Source organism: Yersinia proxima (assembly GCF_902170785.1).
In the GTDB taxonomy this organism is placed as follows: domain Bacteria; phylum Pseudomonadota; class Gammaproteobacteria; order Enterobacterales; family Enterobacteriaceae; genus Yersinia; species Yersinia proxima.
The window spans coordinates 745287-764118 of the sequence record NZ_CABHYG010000004.1 but is presented as its reverse complement, the minus strand read 5'-3'; the positions used below and the strand labels follow the sequence as shown (position 1 = coordinate 764118).

Here is an 18832-nt window from a genome sequence, read left to right as displayed (position 1 = left end):
CGGGGCAAGATATGAACCACAACGGATTGCAGCGGTTAATGTCAAAAATGAAAGGGTGCAAGACCGCCCTGCTCGCCAGTACCTTATTGTTATTGGTGGGCTGCGATGATGGGAGCAAAAATAAGGATGTTGAGGCACCATCATCCCCGGAGACTACACAGGTTAGCGAACCGGCAGCAAAAGCGCCGGCTAGCAAAATAAACGATGTCAATAAGTTGGCGGAATTGGCAAAGCTGCATGCTGGCCAGTCGCTTACTCTACTGGATGCCTCCGAGCTACAACTCGAGGGTGCCAGTGCCATGGTGCTGACTTTCTCGCAGCCATTAGATCCCAAACAAGATTTTTCCGCACGGGTTCATTTGGTTGATACCGTCAGTGGGAAAATAGACGGTGCCTGGGAACTGTCAGAAAATCTGATGGAGCTACGGCTACGCCATCTTAAACCTGAGCGTAAATTACTGCTGACCGTCGATAGCACGTTGCAAGGCATCGGCGGTACTCAGTTGGGCAAACAAGAGCAGCAGCAAATAACTACTCGCGATATCAAACCGAGTGTTGGCTTTGCCAGTAAAGGTTCATTATTACCGGGGAAATTGGCTCAGGGCTTGCCAGTAATGGCACTCAATGTTAATAGCGTTGATGTGAATTTTTTCCGCATCAAGCAAGGCAGCCTGGCTAATTTCCTCGCAAGCTGGCAGTACCGCAGTGCACTGTCAAACTGGGAATCAGATGAACTGCTGAAAATGGCTGATTTGGTCTATACCGGCCGTTTTGACCTTAACCCTGCCGCCAATACCCGCGAAAAGTTATTACTCCCACTAGCCGATATCAAGCCGTTGCAAGAATCGGGAGTTTATTTGGCGGTGATGCAACAAGCCGGGCAATACAGTTACACCAATGCAGCCACCTTATTTACCCTGAGTGATATCGGTGTTTCGTTGCACAGCTATCATGACCGGATGGATGTTTTTACCCAGGCATTGGCGGGTGGTGCTGCACTGAAAGGCGTGTCGCTACAGTTACTGGATGAAAAAGGCCAGGTGTTGGTACAAGCTGAGACTGATGGTCAGGGCCATGCGCAGCTAGAAAAGAATGCTAAAGCAAAATTGCTACTGGCCTCGCAAAATGGGCAGACCAGCCTGATCGACCTCAATGCGCCAGCGCTGGATCTGGCTGAATTTGATATTGCCGGGCCAGAAGGTTTTCAGAAACAGTTTTTCGTCTTCGGCCCGCGCGACTTATATCGCCCCGGAGAGACGTTAATTGTCAATGGGTTGCTGCGCGATGCTGATGGTAAACCACTGACCACCCAGCCGGTTAAAGTGGATATTCTCAAGCCGGATAATCAAGTGGTACGCAGTTTTGTCTGGCAGCCGCAGGATGGTTTGTATCAATACCAGTACGCGATTGCAGAAAATGGCCCGACCGGCGAGTGGTCATTGCGCATGAATTTGGGCGATAACCAGCCGCGCCTGTACAAATTTAAGGTGGAAGACTTCCTGCCAGAACGGATGGCACTTGAGATTGCCACCCGTAAAGAGCCGATCGCCACTGACAGCGAAGCCAGTTTTGCCATCACTGGCCGCTATCTCTACGGCGCTCCGGCATCCGGTAACCGACTGCAAGGCCAGTTATTCCTGCGCCCACTGCGCGAAGCGGTTGCCTCATTGCCCGGTTTTGAATTCGGTTCGGTTATCGAAGAAAACCTTTCACGTACCCTGGATGAGTTTGATACCACACTTGACAGTGACGGCCAAACTGACGTTGAAGTTGATAACAGTTGGCAGAATGCGCAATCACCGCTGAAACTGATTTTACAGGCCAGTTTGCTGGAGTCCGGCGGTCGGCCAGTCACGCGGCGCGCTGAGCAAGCATTGTGGCCAGCCGATGCGCTGGTCGGAATTCGCCCGTTATTCAACAAGCAGCAAGTTTATGATTATCGCAGTGACAGTTATAAATCACAGGCGATGGTCGATCAGGACACTACGGCGGATTTTGAAATTGTTTATGCCAATACTGATGGTGAAAAACTGGCGGCGAAGGGTTTGAAAGTGAAGTTGGTGCGTGAGCGCCGCGATTACTACTGGCAGTGGTCAGAAAGTGATGGCTGGCAGTCACTGTATGATAAAAAAGATCTGACACTGGCCGAGCAGTCAGTGGATATTCCTGCCAACGGCAGTTCTAAAGTCAGTTTCCCAGTGGAGTGGGGCGCATATCGTATTGAGGTGAGTAATCCAGATAATGAATTAGTCAGCAGCTCTCGTTTCTGGGCCGGTTACAGCTGGCAGGATAATACCGCAGGCAGCGGTGCAGTGCGGCCAGATCAGGTCAAACTGGCACTGGATAAACCGGCTTACCGACCTGGCGAAAAAGTAAAACTGCATATTGAAGCACCGGCGGCCGGTAATGGCTATCTGCTGGTGGAATCCAGTGATGGCCCATTGTGGTGGCAGGAAGTGACTATTCCGGCTGGGGGCACTGAGGTTGAAGTGCCGATTAACAAAGAGTGGAATCGCCATGATTTATATCTCAGTGCGACAGTGATTCGCCCTGGTGATAAGTCACAGCAGGCGACCCCCAAACGCGCCATTGGTTTGCTGCATCTGCCGCTGGTTGATGAAACCCGCAAGTTGGCATTAGAGCTGGAATCACCTGAGCGCATTCGTCCTAATCAGACCTTAACGGTAAAAGTAAAAGCCAGCCGCAGCGGTGCGCCGTTACCTGAGAAAGTGCAGGTGTTGCTATCGGCAGTCGATAGCGGGATTCTGAATATTACTGATTACGCCACGCCCGATCCCTATGATGCCTTCTTTGGCCGCAAGCGCTACAGCGCCGATCAATATGATGTTTACGGGCAACTCATTGAAGGGCAGGGCCGTTTGGCGAGCTTGCGCTTTGGTGGTGATGGAGATGACGAAGACGCGCTATCCCGTGGCGGTAAGAAACCGATAACTGAAGTCACTATTGTGGCGCAACAGGCCCAGCCGGTGACGTTAAACGCGCAGGGTGAAGGCACTATTGAGCTGGCTATTCCTGACTTTAACGGCGAGCTACGCCTGATGGCGCAAGCCTGGAGTGATGAAGATTTCGGTAAAGCTGAGTCTAAGGTGGTGGTCGCGGCTCCGCTGATTGCCCAACTTGCCACCCCGCGTTTTCTGGCGGGAGGAGACAGCACCCAACTGGCATTGGATTTAAGTAATCTGTCCGGTCAGCCGCAGACGCTGTCACTTAACTGGGCCGCCAGCGATTTACTGGCACTCAATGGCGCGCCAACCCAAACTATTTCGCTGGCAAATAACGAGCGCAAAACAGTACTGATCCCGGTGCGGGCGTTGAATGGTTTTGGGCAGGGCGATATCGGGCTGACTATTACCGGTATGGTTTTACCGAATGAGAAACTGCCCGATTATCAGCATCATTGGAAAGTAGGTGTGCGGCCAGCGTATCCTGCCCAGACGCGCCATTTCGCCAATGTGCTGCACAGCGGTGAAAGCTGGAATCTGCCAGCGGAGGCGACCAAAGGTCTGGCTCCTGAAACTCTGCAAGGGCAACTGCTGATAACCAGCCGACCACCGCTGAATTTAGCGCGCTATATCACTGAATTATATGCTTATCCTTATGGCTGTCTGGAGCAGACGGTGAGCGGGTTGTATCCGTCGTTGTACAGCAATTATGCCCAACTGACGGCACTCGGCATTAAGGCCGATAGTGACGAAAAACGGCGTAAAAGCATTGATGTCGGCATCGAGCATTTGCTCAGCATGCAGCGTTATAACGGCAGTTTCGGTTTGTGGAGCAATGATAGCCCGGAAGAGTTCTGGCTAACGGCGTATGCCACGGACTTCCTCTATCGCGCCAGCCAGCAAGGGTACAGTGTGCCGGTGGCTGCGTTAACGGCGGCGAATAATCGTTTGCAACGTTATTTGCAAGATCCGAATCAAATTGAAATTCGTTACAGTGAACAGACCAAACACACGCGCTTTGCGGTGCAGGCCTATGCGGGCTTGGTATTGGCACAACAGCAGCAGGCTTCACTGGGTGCTTTGCGTCAATTGTATACCCGCCGCGATGATGCGCGTTCCGGTTTGCCGCTGGTGCAACTGGGCGTCGCACTTAAATTAATGGGGGATATGCCACGGGCCAAAGAAGCTATTATGCAGGGGCTGAGTACCACCCGCAGTGATAAAGACTATTGGCTGGAGGATTACGGCAGTTCGCTGCGCGATGATGCCCTGATTTTGGCGCTGTTAACTGACAATAATCTGCTGGCGCAAGATCGTGATACGCGTCTATTGGCACTGTCTGATGCTTTGACCAGCCGCAATTATCTGTCAACGCAGGAAAGCAATGCAGTATTCCTCGCGGGTCGTACATTGATGAGTGGGGCAGAAACGCCATGGCAAGTGGCAATTGCATCGCAAGTTGAGCCAATTGAACAGGCCGGAACATTGACGCAAAGTGCAGCATTGAATCAAAACTGGTCAGCACAACAATTGGCGGGCGGGATGCAATTACAAAACCGTGGCGATGTTGCATTGTACAGCCGCGTGAATGTGGTGGGGTATCCGCAGCAAACGCCAGCGCCGTACAGCAATAATTTACATATCACCCGCAGTTATATTGGGCTTGATGGTCAGCCGCTGCGCTTATCCCAATTGAAGAGTGGCGAGTTGGTTTTGGTGCATTTAGATGTCTGGGCTGATAAACGAGTGCCCGATGCGCTGGTGGTTGATTTACTGCCGGCTGGTTTGGAACTGGAAAACCAGAATTTGGGTGACAGCAGTGCCAGTCTGGGGGAAAGCGCCAGTAGTGTGACCGAGTTGATGCAGGATATGCAGCAGTCGGATATCAAGCATCAGGAGTTCCGTGATGACCGCTATGTTGCCGCCGTCAATGTTGATGCTTACCGCCATACGACATTGTTATATCTGGCGCGCGCAGTGACGCCGGGTATTTATCAGGTGCCTGCGCCGCAGGTGGAATCGATGTATGTTCCAGATTGGCGGGCGCTGGGCAGCACGGTGCCGCAGCTTGAAGTAGTTAAGTAAACACTTACTCCCCTTTTGCGGCAATAGGTAAAAGGGGAGCTATCTATCCTTGATGCTAAAAACATACTTTTCCCGTCATCGCCGTAAAATCTGGCTGCTGGCGCTTATTGTTGTGCTGTTTCCAGCTATCTTGTGGCTGGCGGATAAACGCTGGCCGCTTCCATTGACTGAAGTGCAGGTCGCGCGAGTGGTGGTCGCCGAGGATGGGACACCGTTATGGCGCTTTGCCGATGCTGACGGGGTTTGGCGCTATCCGGTCACGTTGAAAGAGGTGTCTCCTTATTACCTGCAAGCGCTGCTGACCTTTGAAGACCGCTGGTTTTATTCTCATCCCGGTGTGAACCCGTTGGCACTGGCCCGCGCCGCCTGGCAGGATTTGCGTGCAGGTAAGATTCTGTCTGGTGGTAGCACACTTTCGATGCAAGTTGCCCGCCTGATTGACCCGCATCCCCGCACGTTGACGGGTAAATTACGTCAAGTGTGGCGAACTGCTCAGCTGGAATGGCACTTTTCTAAAGACAAAATTCTCGAAATCTACCTTAACCGCGCCCCTTTCGGTGGCACGTTGCAAGGCATTGGCGCGGCCAGTTGGACATATCTGGGTAAACCACCCTCACAATTAACGCCAGCAGAAGCCGCGTTATTGGCCGTGTTGCCCCAAGCACCGAGCCGCTTGCGCCCGGATCGCTATCCACTGCGAGCTAAAGCTGCGCGCGATAAAGTATTAAGTCGGTTGGCGGATTATCAAGTGTGGTCGGCTGAGCAGGTCGTTGATATCAAACAAGAAGATATCTGGCTGGCACCGCGTCAGGTTCCGCAATTAGCGCCATTATTAGCCCGGCGTTTAACAACGGGCAACCAGCGGGAAGTGATTAACACCACTGTGGATGCAGGTTTACAGCGCCAGCTGGAAGATATGGCTGCAGGTTGGCGTCATCAACTCCCCGAGAAAACTTCATTGGGATTGCTGGTGGTAGACCATACCACCATGAAGGTGCGTGCTTACCTCGGTTCAGTCGATTTTCAGGATGATCGTCGCTTCGGCCATGTGGATATGGTCAGTGCCTGGCGCTCGCCGGGGTCAACACTGAAGCCATTCCTGTATGCAATGGCATTGGATGATGGTTTGATCCATGCTGAGTCACTGTTACAAGATGTGCCGCGCCGCTTTGGCGATTATCGGCCCGGTAACTTTGATACCGGTTTCCACGGCCCGGTCAGTGCCAGCGAGGCTTTGGTGCGCTCTTTAAATCTGCCAGCGGTACAATTACTCGAAGCATATGGCCCTAAGCGTTTTACCGCCAACTTACGTAATGGCGGTTTGGACTTACGTTTCCCACTGCACAGTGAACCCAGCTTGGCAGTGATCCTCGGCGGTACAGGTTCACGGCTTGACCAATTAGTCGCAGCCTACAGCGCTTTTGCGCGGGGCGGAATGGCGGCAACGTTGCGGTTCGAGCCACAACAGCAGATACAGGAACGGCGCTTGTTTTCACCGGGAGCGGCGTGGATTACCCGACGAATTATGGCGGGGGAAGCCCGACCATTACCGGACGATATTTTACCCGCCACGGTACCGTTGGCATGGAAAACCGGTACCAGCTATGGCTACCGTGATGCATGGGCGATTGGCATTAATGCGCGCTATACCATTGGCGTCTGGGTCGGTCGGCCAGATGGCACTCCGGTCGCTGGACAGTTTGGTTATGCCACTGCTATCCCTATCCTCAATCAAGTCAATAACTTGCTGATGAATGGGTTACAGCAAACCGGCCACCCGTTACCCCGAGATCCCCGGCCATCGTCCGTCAGCCGCGAAGAGATTTGCTGGCCGGGTGGTCAACCTTTGGCGACCGGAGACACTAATTGCCGGCAGCGGCGGCAAAGTTGGGTTCTGGAAGGTACGTTTCCACCAACTTTAACCGCACCCGGCCAAGAAAATGCACAGGGCGGCCAGCTTACTATATGGTTGAACCGACAGGGCCTGCGGGTAGCAGCTGATTGCCAGGGCGCTGAGTCAGTCACATTAACGTTGTGGCCCTTACCATTGGAACCCTGGTTATCCATTACTGAGCGCCGAAGTCATCGGCTGCCCGCGGCAAGTCGCGAATGCCCACCTCAAGGCGGTATTGAAGCCGCGCCGCTATTGGTTTTGGGGATACGCGATGGCGCAGTCGTGAAGCGATTACCGGGCCAAAATCGTCTTGATCTCAGATTGGAAGCACAGGGAGGGCGCGGACAAAGATGGTGGTTCCTCAATGGAGAACAGGTTGCGGTGACTGATAATAATCAATCATGGATACAAACCTTATCTGTGCCGGGTCGCTATCAACTTAATGTATTGGATGAAAGCGGGCTGGTGGGTAATCTAGTATTTCGCTTGGAATGAATTAATAGAACAAATCAATTAATGGAAACATATAGTCGTCTTTTATATTCTATTATTAATTAATATTTTTGTGATAAATAAAATAATATTATGTTTTTGATTTGTTCGATAAATTAACTCTAGCATAGGCATTCCGCATTATGATTTATAGCTGGAGGGTAATTAGATGGTTTATAACGTTTCATTTATAATGCTTTTTTTAATAATATTAACGACAAATGTATTTGCTGAAGAACCGAGAATATGTTTTTTTGACGATGAGAATTATCAAGGAAGATCTATTTGTGCTCATCAGGGGCAAGCGGTAAGTAATCTTAAAACAGAATGGAATGATAAGATATCATCGATTATAATTCCCCAAGGGATGGTGGTTACCACATTTAAAGATATCAATTTCTCAGGTGAGAATTTAACATTTAAGGAAAGTGTCGATTTAGGTCTCTCCCGCCGATGGACAAGTTTAAATAATGCAATTAGTTCTTTTAAAGTCAGAAGTGCTGCTTGTTTTTATACTAATGATAACTTTATTGGTGAATCTATTTGCATATCAGGCAATGAGAGACTTGATTTATATAATGGAACCCATGGCCGGCAATCTCATATGTTAAATCCTCTTAATGATAGAATTAGCTCTATTCTATTACCAGCAGACACTCAAACTATTATTTATGAAAATGATAATTATGGTGGTATTTATTTCACTCTAACAGAGAGTCACTCCGCCTCAGATCTTGAAAAAATAGGAATGAATAATAATATAAGTAGTATTCGAACTTCTCAGTTCGAACACTTTCTCTGTGATAAATATTGTGTCATCAAAGATAGTATGGTGGTTCCTATACAATATGCCTTTGGTAGCTATTGGAATGACAAAAGGATAGGTTCAAAACAAGTATTAATTAGTTTTTATATAACAAATGAGGATGATTATGCTGTAGGTATAGCCGGAGGTGGGGTTTTTAAAGTAAAGGGACGAGAGGTTTTATTTGTTCATGAAAAGATCAACAGAAATGCTGTATTTGAATTGAGTGATCATGGTAATACTTTATCCCTGTTATCTAAATTTAATGGTGGGTATTTTGAATTTCAACTTATAGAATCTTCTGGTGACCAGGTGATAAATATTTATCCTGTTTTGGGGTATTTATTTGATGTTGACAATACCAATGTTAAGTTTTTTATCTATAATAAAAGTGCTGGGGAACCAGTCATAATTGATAAGGTTGTTCTAACAGTTGAAAAAGCACAGCATAGAATGGAACGTAGTTTTATAGGTAAAATAGTCTGTTGGTTAGACCCTATGCTTAATCTATATAATTATATTATCCAGGGAGGGTGTAATCAGGTAGACCATTTCATTACTGATGCACAAAAGTTTTTTAGTAATAATGATAATAAAACATTGCAAATATCGGGTACATCTAAACCACTGCCTAAAATAAAAGATGATGAAGCTATCGCTTTTGATAAAGTGGTAATAGAGCCATCATCTGACCCTAAGGGAATATTGACCCATATTAATTCTGATATGAATGGTAAATCATTAACTCTGCCTGCAACATCCTTGGCCTGTAACGTTTCTATGAAAGATGAAGTGCTGCCTCGTCTGCGTTCTCGCCGTGAGACTATTCCTCCTTGTATTACCTGGACATTAAATATTTTAACTGATTTTACGCTGCTATTTGGTAGCAGTATTAGCACCTGGAATGCAGAAAATTTTGGCCGGGTTATATCGCGGATTGTTAATACAGGAGATACCGGCTATGCCGTATCTGACCCTACGGTGGACGAACGTTTTGTTGAAAATGTCAGAACCTTTATAGCAGCAAATATTGATAACGTAGCACTATTAAAAACAGCATTTGATTTTTCCCAACTCAGCTATAGCGATTATTTACGTCACAATAAACCAGAATCAGACGTCCAACCCCCGCAAGCAGTACAGTTATTACCCCAGGGGCGCTATGAGCTTGATCTACAAAATTTTCAGTTTGTTGAGACAGTACCCAGAAGACAACATCATGGCGAGTGGATTGAACAGCCTGAGCTGCATTTTGATATTGAGATAATCAGTGGTATCACTGAAACCACGCGAACAGCCAGACAAAATGTTCTCCCGGTGGTGGAAGAGTGGCGCAAGTTGTACCGCCAGGCTTGGCAGTCTTTGTATATTACTGCAAATGCTGAAACGGCAAGCAATCCCAATATGTATCAGGGAAGGAATGATGTTATTTCCGCTGCCAGTTTGGTGAGCGATGTAGCCCAGAGTTGGTTAAGAACACCGCGTGAGGATTATATATATGTGATTGTGCGTTTATCCGGCGAAGTAGTCAGCATAGCGATGGCGGTAGATATTAATGAATTTGATGTCGGCATAGCGGGGTCATTAACTCGCCCAGATGATGTACTACATCCTACTGCCAACGGCGTTATTCGTGGGGCAGGCACAGCTGCTATGCGGGCATTGGCCGAGCACCTGGCAAAGAAAGGAAAGCGTTCTTTGGTATCGGATGTGATTAGCCAGCCATCGGCAATTGTGAAAAAAAAGGTTGGCTTTCAATATATTAATGAGCTTTGATATTGATAACAAAATTCAGACGCGGGTGAGATCTCAAAAGATTTTTATGCAAAGTGTGAGTTGTACATATAAATGAGGAATAAAGATAAATATTTTTTAATGAAATGTTGTAATTCCCGTAGGCAAGCGCTGACAGCACACATATAATCGGCGGCCACTGTACAGGGTCGGCATAATTTTGTAGTAAAGGAACTGTCTGCGAGTTAAAAAGCATTTAACAAGGCGGGTTCCGAGTCCGGTCAATATTAGAAATCCAATAGAGGTTATCATGGCTTTAGAACGTACTTTCTCCATTATCAAACCCAATGCTGTTGCCAATAACGACATTGGTGCCATCTATGCGCGTTTTGAAAGTGCTGGTTTCAAAATTATTGCTGCAAAAATGCTGCGCCTGAGCAAAGAACAAGCCGAAGGTTTTTACGCGGAACATAAAGGTCGTCCATTCTTCGATGGCTTAGTTGAGTTCATGACCTCTGGCCCGATCATGGTTCAGGTTCTGGAAGGCGAAAATGCTGTGCAACGCCACCGTGATATCATGGGCGCAACCAACCCAGCTAACGCACTGGCAGGCACTCTGCGTGCTGATTTTGCCGATAGCTTCACTGCGAATGCGGTGCACGGTTCTGATGCTGTTGAATCAGCTCAGCGTGAAATCGCTTATTTTTTCAACGAAGATGAAATTTGCCCCCGCTAATTAATTGATTTTGTGAATTAGATTGGCTTGTTTAATCAACTGAAACAATAAAGTTGCCTGCGCGCCTTCCCAATCATGGAATCCATGCTTTAAAATTTGTACAATGCTGCGCCCCGGTGGAGACATCTCTGCCGGGGCGTTCTATTATTTATTCATCGCCGTTTCGAAAGCCGTACCCGGTTTAAAGCGCAGCGCCGTAAAGTGTAACAACGAGGCCACGACAACTCATGTCTGAACAATTATTAACTGCATCAATGCCAATTGATGCTGCCCCTCAGTCTGACAACGCGGTTGCTACCGCAGCATCAGCAACCAGCAAAATCAATCTGCTTGATTTAAATCGTCAACAAATGCGCGAATTTTTTGCCGAGATGGGCGAGAAGCCTTTCCGTGCAGATCAGGTCATGAAGTGGATGTATCACTATTGCTACGATGATTTCGAGCAAATGACCGATATTAATAAAGGGTTGCGTGCCAAATTACAGCGGGTAGCTGAAATACGCGCCCCCGAAGTGGCGGAAGAACAGCGCTCAACCGATGGCACCATTAAATGGGCCATCAAAGTGGGTGATCAGCAAGTCGAAACGGTGTATATCCCAGAGGGTGACCGCGCAACGCTGTGTGTGTCCTCTCAGGTTGGTTGTGCATTAGAATGTAAATTCTGTTCAACGGCACAGCAAGGTTTTAACCGTAACCTGCGGGTATCAGAAATTATTGGCCAGGTTTGGCGTGCAGCCAAGATTATCGGTTCATTAAAGTCAACCGGCACCCGTCCTATCACCAATGTGGTAATGATGGGGATGGGGGAACCGCTGCTGAACTTGAATAATGTGGTGCCTGCCATGGATATCATGATGGATGATTTTGGTTTCGGTTTATCCAAACGTCGTGTGACATTGTCGACTTCTGGTGTGGTGCCTGCACTGGATAAATTGGGCGATATGATTGATGTTGCCTTAGCAATCTCATTACACGCGCCGACTGATGATATCCGCGATGAAATTGTGCCTATCAACCGTAAATATAATATCGAAACCTTCCTGGCCGCTGTTCGCCGTTATTTGGCGAAATCGAATGCCAATGGCGGGCGGGTTACTGTTGAGTACGTTATGCTGGATCACATCAATGACAGCACAGAGCAAGCTCATCAGTTGGCGGAATGTTTAAAAGATACTCCGTGTAAGATTAACTTGATCCCATGGAACCCGTTCCCAGGGGCACCTTATGGCCGTAGTTCAAATAGCCGGGTGGATCGTTTCTCTAAGGTATTGATGGAATATGGCTTTACGACTATCGTCCGTAAGACCCGTGGTGATGATATTGATGCGGCATGTGGCCAATTGGCCGGTGAGGTGATCGACCGCACCAAGCGTACCTTGAAAAAGAAAATGGCGGGTGAACCTATTGCCATTAAAACAGTCTGATTTTTAATGCCGACTGTTTGAGTATAACTATCTGTTATTCAACTTATAATTTGTTGGGTAATCGATGTTAAAAAGGTTATTCAAAAGTCAGTAATGGGAATAATATAAGCGCCTGACTCGGGTATGCGAGAACGACTCCTTACATATCTGTAGGCTGAAATAGCGGGTTTCTTCCACATATAAGGATAATTGAGCAAGCATGAAGCTGACAAAACTGTGGAGAGTTTGCCTGATAGCGACCGTATTGGCTGGCTGTTCTGGTTCATCACCAGAAAAAGTGAACCAAACCGCGGCAGGGCAAACACGTTTACAACTGGGTTTAGAATATCTGGCGCAAGGTGATCTTAATGCTGCGCGGCAGAATCTTGAGAAGGCTGTAACGGCGGATCCACAGGATTATCGTGCTCAATTGGGTATGGCTTTTTATGAGCAGCGCATTGGTGAAAACGATGCAGCAGAGCAGCGCTATCAGCAAGCGATGAAACTGGCACCGGGAAATGGCACTGTACTGAATAATTACGGTGCGTTTCTGTGTAGTTTAGGGCAGTATGTACCGGCTCAACAACAGTTTAGCGCAGCGGTGCTGTCGCCTGATTACGGTCAGGTTGCAGATAGTCTGGAAAACGCGGGATATTGCTTTTTACGGGCTAATCAAAATGAACAGGCTCGGGTACTCCTGAGCCGGGCATTGAAGTATGATCCGGATAAAGGTGAGCCGCTGCTTGCAGAAGCTCAAAGGCATTTTGGAGAAGGGAATCGCGCTCAGGCGCAACTATTACTGGATGTTTACCAACATGTACTTCCAGCCAGTGCTGAAAGTTTATGGTTACAAATTCGTTTCGCCGCGCTAGCAGGCCGTCAAGATAGTGTTCAACGCTATGGCAAGCAGCTTGCGCGAAGTTTTCCACAATCCAAACAGTACCAGCATTTTCTAGCTAATGAATACTGAAGCCTCCCAAGATCAAACTGTTCCAGAGACGACAGGTGTGCGCCTGCGTCAGGCCCGTGAAGCACTCGGGCTCACTCAGCAGATGGTTGCCGAACGTCTGTGTCTGAAAGTATCCACAATCCGTGATATTGAGGAGGATAAAGCACAAGCTAATCTCGCCTCGACATTCCACCGTGGTTACATTCGTTCTTACGCTAAATTAGTCCATCTTCCCGAAGATGAACTGTTACCTATGTTGGCAAAACAAGCGCCAATCAGAGCGGCAAAAGTTGCCCCGATGCAAAGTTTTTCATTGGGCAAAAAGCATAAAAAACGTGATGGCTGGTTGATGAGTTTCACCTGGCTTATTGTGTTGGTTGTGCTCGGTCTGACGGGAGCGTGGTGGTGGCAAAATCATCAGGCGCAGCAAGCAGAAATAGTCACTATGGCTGATCAGTCTTCTGCTCAACTGTCGCAAAATGGCGGGCAATCTGTGCCGCTGTCTGATGATAATAGCGATCCCGCGACTCCGGTAGAAACTCAAGCACCAGCCGCGAATAGCCAGCCTGCGACCCCAACTGATAATGGTGCGACGAACAGTAGTTCAGCGCCAGTGGATACGGCGAACAGCGGTGTCAACACAACAGCACCTCAAGGAACAACTTCAGCGGAGTCTGTAGTTGTTTCTCCAAGTCAGGCACCTTTGCCTGATGTTTCTCCTGCACAATCACCCCTGCCTACAGCAGATGCTGGAGTGACGGGTGCGGCATCATCTGTCGGCTCATTAGTCATGAATTTTACCGCTGACTGTTGGTTACAGGTTGTCGATGCTACAGGAAAAACATTATTTAGTGGTATCCAAAAAGGGGGCGCGACCCTGAATCTATCAGGGAAAGCTCCCTATAAGCTGACCATTGGTGCTCCAGGTGCATTAACCATTACGTATCAGGGTAATCCAGTAGATTTGAGTAAGTTTATTAAGGCTAATCGCGTAGCCCGCCTGACTGTCGGTGTAGAGTAATATTGTGTTTTTGACAAACAACTCTGTGGTTCTAACAAACGACTATTGTCTTGTGAAAGAGAATGGTTTTGAAAGACTACTGCGTTGCGAAAACTACACGACTGTAAAGGAGAGTGTGTAATGCATAACGAACCCCCAATTACCCGCCGTAAATCGACTCGGATTTACGTCGGTAAAGTGCCAATTGGTGATGGTGCACCGATTGCTGTGCAATCGATGACTAATACGAAGACCACTGATGTTGCTGCAACGGTTGCTCAAATTAAGGCATTGGAACGCGTTGGTGTGGATATCGTGCGAGTTTCAGTACCGACCATGGATGCGGCTGAGGCATTTAAGTTAATCAAACAGCAGTCAAATGTCCCCTTGGTTGCTGATATCCACTTTGATTACCGTATTGCGTTGAAAGTTGCGGAGTATGGTGTTGACTGCCTGAGAATTAACCCCGGAAACATAGGTTCGGAAGAGCGTATTCGTTCTGTAGTTGATTGCGCTCGCCACCACAATATTCCTATTCGTATTGGTATCAATGGCGGATCGCTGGAAAAAGATATTCAGGAAAAATATGGTGAACCTACACCGGAAGCCCTGCTTGAGTCCGCGATGCGTCATGTCGACATCCTTGATCGTCTCAATTTTGATCAGTTTAAAGTCAGCGTTAAAGCCTCAGATGTTTTTCTGGCTGTAAACTCCTACCGTCTGTTGGCCAAACAAATTAATAATCCGTTGCACCTTGGCATAACTGAAGCCGGTGGTGCGCGAAGTGGTTCTGTGAAATCTGCTATTGGTTTGGGTCTGTTGTTGTCAGAAGGTATTGGCGATACTTTACGTATCTCGCTGGCTGCTGATCCGGTAGAAGAAGTCAAAGTCGGTTTTGATATCCTAAAATCGCTGCGGATCCGTTCTCGCGGGATCAACTTTATTGCCTGTCCAACCTGTTCCCGCCAAGAGTTTGATGTTATTGGTACTGTCAATGCGCTGGAACAGCGGTTAGAAGACCTGATTACCCCAATGGATGTCTCTATCATTGGCTGCGTGGTCAATGGGCCGGGCGAGGCATTGGTCTCGACTATCGGCGTAACCGGTGCCCATAATAAAAGTGGTTTCTACGAGGATGGTGTTCGTCAGAAAGAACGTTTTGATAATGAAAAAATGATCGACCAGTTAGAAGCTAAAATTCGTGCAAAAGCATCGATGCTTGATGCAAATAACCGAATAGTTATCAATATGCTGGAAGAAAAATAAGTAGCTCGATCAGTTGTTATCGTTGAATACAAAAAAAGCGGGCATGGCCCGCTTTATATTGAGCCTGTAGAGGTAACAAATTGTCGCCATTGAATATAGGGGCGGCAAACCTCTATAATTGGTTTTATTTTTTGCACTATGCCCAATGTGGCTGGCGTTGCTGCCGACACCGTAGCAACATCAGGTGAATTGGGTATAAAACTACAGAGAACAGACGTGGCAAAGAACATTCAAGCCATTCGTGGTATGAACGACTACCTGCCAGCCGATACGGCAATATGGCAGCGGATTGAAGGCATCTTAAAGCAAGTGCTGGCAGGCTATGGTTACAGCGAAATCCGTATGCCGATTGTAGAGCAGACCCCGTTATTCAAACGTGCCATCGGTGAAGTCACCGATGTGGTTGAGAAAGAGATGTATACCTTTGATGATCGCAATGGCGAAAGTCTGACACTGCGTCCGGAAGGTACTGCAGGGTGCGTGCGCGCAGGTATCGAACATGGTCTACTGTACAATCAGGAACAGCGTCTGTGGTACATCGGCCCGATGTTTCGCTATGAGCGCCCACAGAAAGGGCGTTACCGTCAATTCCATCAGTTAGGTGCGGAAGTTTTTGGTCTACAAGGGCCTGATATTGATGCAGAATTGATTCTACTGACGGCTCGTTGGTGGCGTGCGCTTGGGATTTCAGAGCATGTGCAGCTTGAATTGAACTCCATTGGGTCATTGGCTGCGCGTGCTGATTACCGTGAAGCCTTGGTGGCTTTCCTTGAACAACATGTTGATGTGTTGGACGAAGATTGTAAGCGCCGCATGTACAGCAATCCGTTACGTGTGTTGGATTCCAAGAACCCAGATGTTCAGTTGTTGCTTAATGATGCACCTAAGCTGTCTGATTATCTGGATGATGAATCAAAACAACATTTTGCTGGCTTGTGTGAACTTTTAGATGAGGCTGGCATCCCATATACCGTAAATGAGCGTTTAGTTCGTGGTTTGGATTATTACAACCGTACGGTATTTGAATGGGTAACCAACAGCTTGGGCGCACAAGGTACAGTCTGTGCCGGTGGACGTTACGACGGTTTGGTTGAGCAGCTAGGTGGTCGAGCAACACCGGCTGTTGGCTTCGCAATGGGGCTTGAGCGCTTGGTTCTGCTCGTGCAGGCTGTTAACCCAGAATTCAAAGTACCCGCAACCATTGATGTGTATCTCATCTCATCGGGTGAGGGGACGCAAAGTGCTGCGATGCGGTTGGCTGAACGTGTGCGTGATGTTATGCCAACGCTGAAATTAATGACCAATTACGGCGGCGGTAATTTCAAAAAGCAAATTACTCGTGCTGATAAGTGGGGCGCGCGCGTAGCATTAATACTTGGCGAAAGCGAAGTAGCGGCACAGCAAGTGGTCGTAAAAGATTTGCGGAATGGTGAACAAGAAACGCTGGCGCAAGCGGATGTTGCTGCGCGTCTGGCTTTGATGTTGGGTTAAGGAGAGAGACACCGTGGAAGTCTATACCACTGAAAATGACCAGGTTGATGCAGTGCGCCGTTTCTTTAGTGAGAATGGTAAAGCGCTGGCCGTGGGTGTGGTGCTCGGGATTGGTGCATTAGTGGGTTGGCGTTACTGGCAGAGTCATCAAAACACTGTCTTGACGGAAGCCTCCTCTGCCTATCAACAAGCCAGTGATGCTTTGTCAGCCAATAGTGCTGATGGTGTTGCTGTTGCTGAAAAATTTGTTCAGGGCAATAAAAATAACTACGGTGTACTTGCCGGGTTAGAGCTGGCTCACCACTTTGTTGAGCAAAATGAGTTTGATAAAGCGGCGCAGCAGCTTACCCAAGCATTGGGCCAGACAAAAGATGAAAACCTGCTGTCGCTGATTAATCTGCGTCTTGCCCGTTTGCAATTGCAATTGAAAAAACCGGATGAAGCATTGAAAACACTGGATGCAGTGCAAGGCGACGGCTGGACTGCGATGGCACAAGATGTTCGTGGCGACGCCTTATTAAGCAAAGGTGACACCGCAGGTGCACGAGCAGCTTACAGCAAAGGCGTCGAATCAAATGCTTCTCAGGCGCTGCAAGCATTGTTGCGCATGAAATTGAATAATTTGTCCAGCTAAGGGGTATTCCCATGCAATTGCGTAAAACACTCTTAGTAGGACTGGTCTCTGTTGCCCTATTGAGTGGTTGTTCACTGTTTAACAGTGAAGAAGATGTGGTTACCATGTCACCACTGCCAAAAGTTGAGAATCAATTCACGCCGACAAAAGTGTGGAGCACTTCTGTGGGTGGTGGTGTCGGTGATTATTACTCACATTTGCGCCCAGCCTGGCAGGGAACCTCTGTCTTTGCCGCAGACCGTAAAGGTTTGGTGAAAGCGATGGAAGCCGATACGGGCAAACAAATTTGGCAAACCGACCTGTCTGAGAAAACCAATTTCCTCTCTAGCAATCGTTCAGCAATGTTATCTGGTGGCGTAACCGCTTCCGGCGCTCATGTGTATGTCGGTAGTGAGAAAGCGGTGGTTTATGCGTTGAACTCTGATGATGGACAGATTGCCTGGCAGACGGTAGTCGCTGGTGAAGCCTTGTCCCGCCCCGTTGTCAGTGATGGTGTGGTACTAATTCACACCTCGAACGGCATGTTGCAGGCACTGAATGAATCTGACGGTGCTATTAAATGGACACTGAACCTGGATACACCAGCATTGTCTCTGCGTGGTGAATCAGCGCCAACAGTTGCATTTGGTGCTGCACTTGTCGGTGGCGACAATGGCCGCGTGAGCGCTGTGATGCTGGAGCAAGGTCAGTTGATCTGGCAACAGCGTATCTCTCAAGTGACTGGGACGACTGAAATTGATCGCCTGAATGATGTTGATACCACACCTGTTGTTGTAGATGGTGTTGTTTATGCTCTGGCATACAACGGCAACCTGACTGCACTGGATCTGCGCTCTGGTCAGATTCTGTGGAAGCGTGAAATGGGTTCAGTCAATGACATCATTGTTGATGGCGGCAATATTTATCTGGTCGATCAGAATGACCGCATTGTTGCGCTGAAAGCCGATGGTGGCGTAACCCTTTGGAGTCAAAGCGATTTATTACATCGTAACTTGACGGCTCCTGTGATGTATAATGGTTATCTGGTTGTAGGTGATGCTGAAGGTTATCTGCACTGGGTGAATACCACTGATGGTCGTTTTGTTGCTCAGCAGAGCGTAGATAGCTCCGGTTTCCTGAGTGCGCCTGTGGTTGCCAGCGATAAGTTGCTGGTGCAGGCAAGAGGCGGCACGGTATACGCGTTCACCCGTTAATCCTTATTTAAAATGCCTGTCTGACAGGTTAATACCCAAGCCACTGGCGTTGCAGTAAGTAACACCGCTGCAACTTCAAGGAGGAAGGGTTCAAAGCGGCTCCTGATATTCAGGGGCCGTTTGTCTTCTAAAAACTGCGCTGTTGAACGTTCGGTACAGTGCTGTAACGCTTTGAAAATTAAGTAAT

The 18832-nt window shown here is 48.1% G+C and carries 11 protein-coding genes; all 11 read left to right on the top strand.

Annotated elements, in window-relative coordinates; genetic code table 11:
- The first annotated feature begins 11 nt into the window (after window positions 1–11).
- The 11 genes from FTB31_RS05460 (at window position 12) to bamB (ending at window position 18645) form a co-directional block, all read left to right on the top strand.
- Entirely contained in the window at window positions 12–5048 is a 5037-nt protein-coding gene (locus FTB31_RS05460) for an alpha-2-macroglobulin family protein (protein ID WP_077294398.1), read from the top strand.
- 52 nt (window positions 5049–5100) lie between these two features.
- Window positions 5101–7437: a peptidoglycan glycosyltransferase PbpC gene (gene pbpC / locus FTB31_RS05455; protein WP_227731185.1), complete on the top strand. Its 2337-nt coding sequence runs from the start codon at window positions 5101–5103 to the stop codon at window positions 7435–7437.
- 166 nt (window positions 7438–7603) lie between these two features.
- On the top strand, window positions 7604–10015 hold the full coding sequence (locus FTB31_RS05450; RefSeq protein ID WP_077294404.1) for a peptidase inhibitor family I36 protein: 2412 nt from the start codon (window positions 7604–7606) through the stop codon (window positions 10013–10015).
- A 268-nt stretch (window positions 10016–10283) separates the two neighbouring features.
- Complete coding sequence (gene ndk / locus FTB31_RS05445) at window positions 10284–10709, top strand: nucleoside-diphosphate kinase (protein WP_077173740.1); 426 nt, start codon at window positions 10284–10286, stop codon at window positions 10707–10709.
- 254 nt (window positions 10710–10963) lie between these two features.
- A complete protein-coding gene (locus FTB31_RS05440) occupies window positions 10964–12133 on the top strand; it encodes a bifunctional tRNA (adenosine(37)-C2)-methyltransferase TrmG/ribosomal RNA large subunit methyltransferase RlmN (protein ID WP_227719493.1) in 1170 nt (389 codons plus the stop codon).
- A 199-nt stretch (window positions 12134–12332) separates the two neighbouring features.
- Window positions 12333–13082, top strand: coding sequence for a type IV pilus biogenesis/stability protein PilW (gene pilW, locus FTB31_RS05435; protein WP_050076378.1), 750 nt, complete (start codon window positions 12333–12335; stop codon window positions 13080–13082).
- Window positions 13072–14082, top strand: a complete 1011-nt coding sequence (rodZ, locus tag FTB31_RS05430) for a cytoskeleton protein RodZ (RefSeq protein WP_050076377.1) — start codon at window positions 13072–13074, stop codon at window positions 14080–14082. The genes pilW and rodZ overlap by 11 nt, the downstream gene beginning before the upstream one ends.
- 120 nt (window positions 14083–14202) lie before the next feature.
- Window positions 14203–15327, top strand: a complete 1125-nt coding sequence (gene ispG / locus FTB31_RS05425) for a flavodoxin-dependent (E)-4-hydroxy-3-methylbut-2-enyl-diphosphate synthase (protein ID WP_077173742.1) — start codon at window positions 14203–14205, stop codon at window positions 15325–15327.
- 216 nt (window positions 15328–15543) lie between these two features.
- On the top strand, window positions 15544–16818 hold the full coding sequence (gene hisS / locus FTB31_RS05420; RefSeq protein WP_077174120.1) for a histidine--tRNA ligase: 1275 nt from the start codon (window positions 15544–15546) through the stop codon (window positions 16816–16818).
- Window positions 16819–16831: 13 nt separating this feature from the next.
- Window positions 16832–17452, top strand: coding sequence for a YfgM family protein (locus FTB31_RS05415; RefSeq protein WP_077173743.1), 621 nt, complete (start codon window positions 16832–16834; stop codon window positions 17450–17452).
- A gap of 11 nt (window positions 17453–17463) precedes the next feature.
- Window positions 17464–18645 (top strand): outer membrane protein assembly factor BamB, encoded by a 1182-nt coding sequence (gene bamB / locus FTB31_RS05410; RefSeq protein WP_050076372.1) that lies wholly within the window; start codon window positions 17464–17466, stop codon window positions 18643–18645.
- The last annotated feature ends 187 nt before the right edge of the window (window positions 18646–18832 follow it).

Bases quoted from the DNA above. Each gene is read 5' to 3' on its own strand.
- bamB (WP_050076372.1), top strand. From the start codon at position 17,464: ATGCAATTGCGTAAAACACTCTTAGTAGGACTGGTCTCTGTTGCCCTA.
- FTB31_RS05440 (WP_227719493.1), top strand. From the start codon at position 10,964: ATGCCAATTGATGCTGCCCCTCAGTCTGACAACGCGGTTGCTACCGCA.
- pbpC (WP_227731185.1), top strand. From the start codon at position 5,101: ATGCTAAAAACATACTTTTCCCGTCATCGCCGTAAAATCTGGCTGCTG.
- ispG (WP_077173742.1), top strand. From the start codon at position 14,203: ATGCATAACGAACCCCCAATTACCCGCCGTAAATCGACTCGGATTTAC.
- ndk (WP_077173740.1), top strand. From the start codon at position 10,284: ATGGCTTTAGAACGTACTTTCTCCATTATCAAACCCAATGCTGTTGCC.
- pilW (WP_050076378.1), top strand. From the start codon at position 12,333: ATGAAGCTGACAAAACTGTGGAGAGTTTGCCTGATAGCGACCGTATTG.
- FTB31_RS05450 (WP_077294404.1), top strand. From the start codon at position 7,604: ATGGTTTATAACGTTTCATTTATAATGCTTTTTTTAATAATATTAACG.
- FTB31_RS05460 (WP_077294398.1), top strand. From the start codon at position 12: ATGAACCACAACGGATTGCAGCGGTTAATGTCAAAAATGAAAGGGTGC.
- rodZ (WP_050076377.1), top strand. From the start codon at position 13,072: ATGAATACTGAAGCCTCCCAAGATCAAACTGTTCCAGAGACGACAGGT.